Origin of the sequence: Streptomyces roseochromogenus subsp. oscitans DS 12.976 (genome assembly GCF_000497445.1) — a bacterium.
Taxonomy (GTDB): domain Bacteria; phylum Actinomycetota; class Actinomycetes; order Streptomycetales; family Streptomycetaceae; genus Streptomyces; species Streptomyces oscitans.
This window is the reverse complement of record NZ_CM002285.1, coordinates 927,560-928,740: the sequence shown is the minus strand read 5'-3', so window position 1 is coordinate 928,740 and position 1,181 is coordinate 927,560. Positions and strand designations below refer to the sequence as shown.

2 protein-coding genes are annotated in these 1,181 nt (G+C 76.6%); both read left to right on the top strand.

Going from position 1 to position 1,181, the window contains the following annotated elements:
- Positions 1 to 508, top strand: a 508-nt coding sequence (locus M878_RS54260; RefSeq protein WP_023544868.1) for a DMT family transporter, incomplete at its 5' end; no start/stop codon positions are given.
- Positions 509 to 535: 27 nt separating this feature from the next.
- On the top strand, positions 536 to 1,181 hold a 646-nt coding region (locus M878_RS54255; RefSeq protein WP_023544867.1), incomplete at its 3' end, for a polysaccharide deacetylase family protein.

Sequence of the window (1,181 nt, the reverse complement as noted above, 5' to 3'; positions counted from 1 at the left end):
CTGGCTGCTGGGCGGCGGCGGGGCGCTCGGAGCGGTCGTGCTGCTCGTAGCCGCCGCTCGGCCGACGAGGGGTGCGCCCCGCGCCGCGCTGCTCGGTCTGGCCTCCGCCGTGTGCTTCGCCACCACCGCCGCGCTGCTCAAGGAGGCCGTGGGGCGGCTCGGACACGGGACCGCGGCGATGTTCACGCACTGGTCGCCGTACGCCACCGTCGGGGCCGGAATCGTCGCCTTCCTGCTGATGCAGAGCGCGTTCGGCGCCGGTTCGCTCACCGCCTCCCAGCCCGCACTCACCCTCGGCGACGCGCTCACCAGCGTCGTCCTCGGCTGGGCGCTGTTCGCCGAGACCGTCCACCTCGGGCTGCGGATGCTGCCGGAGGCGATCGGCGTCGTGCTGATCGGGGCGGGCAGCGTCGGGCTGGCCCGGGCACCGACCGCCGGCCGGGCGTGGGACGCGTCCGCGCGAGGCGGCGACGGCACCGGCGAACTCCTGCATCGGCTCCACCGGTGAGAACGCGAACAGGAAGGCAGGTCAGCGATGTCCCCGAGGTCCGGCAGTCCCTGGCGGACGGCGGCCGTCCTGGTGCCGGCCGCCGTCGCCGCCGCGCACATCGGACCGGCGGCCACCTGGCTCCCGGGCGTACGGCTGCTGCTGTTCCCGCGGCTCGCCGGCACCGGCCGCCGCCGGCACATCGCGCTGACCTTCGACGACGGCCCGGACCCGGCGTCCACACCGCGCTTCCTCGACACCCTGGACGAACTCGGCGTACGGGCCACCTTCTTCGTGCTCGGCGAGCGTGTGGTGCGCCATCACGCGCTGGTCCGGGAGACCGCCCGGCGCGGACACGAACTCGCGGTGCACGGCTGGACGCACGACCGTCCCTGGTGCCCGGCCCCCGCCCGGGACGCCGAGCAGGTCGCCCGGGCCGTCCGTGCGCTGCACGACATCTCCGGCCACCGGCCGCAGTGGTACCGCCCGCCCTACGGGATCCTCACCTCCGGACGCTGGCTGGCCGCGCGGCGGGCCGGGCTGCGGCCGGTGCTGTGGTCGGCCTGGGGCAAGGACTGGACGGCCGACGCCACCCCGGCGTCCGTGCGAGCCCTGGTCGCGGCGGACCTGCGCGGCGGCGGCACCGTCCTGCTGCACGACTCCGACCGGCTCGCGGCACCCGGCTGCTGGCGCG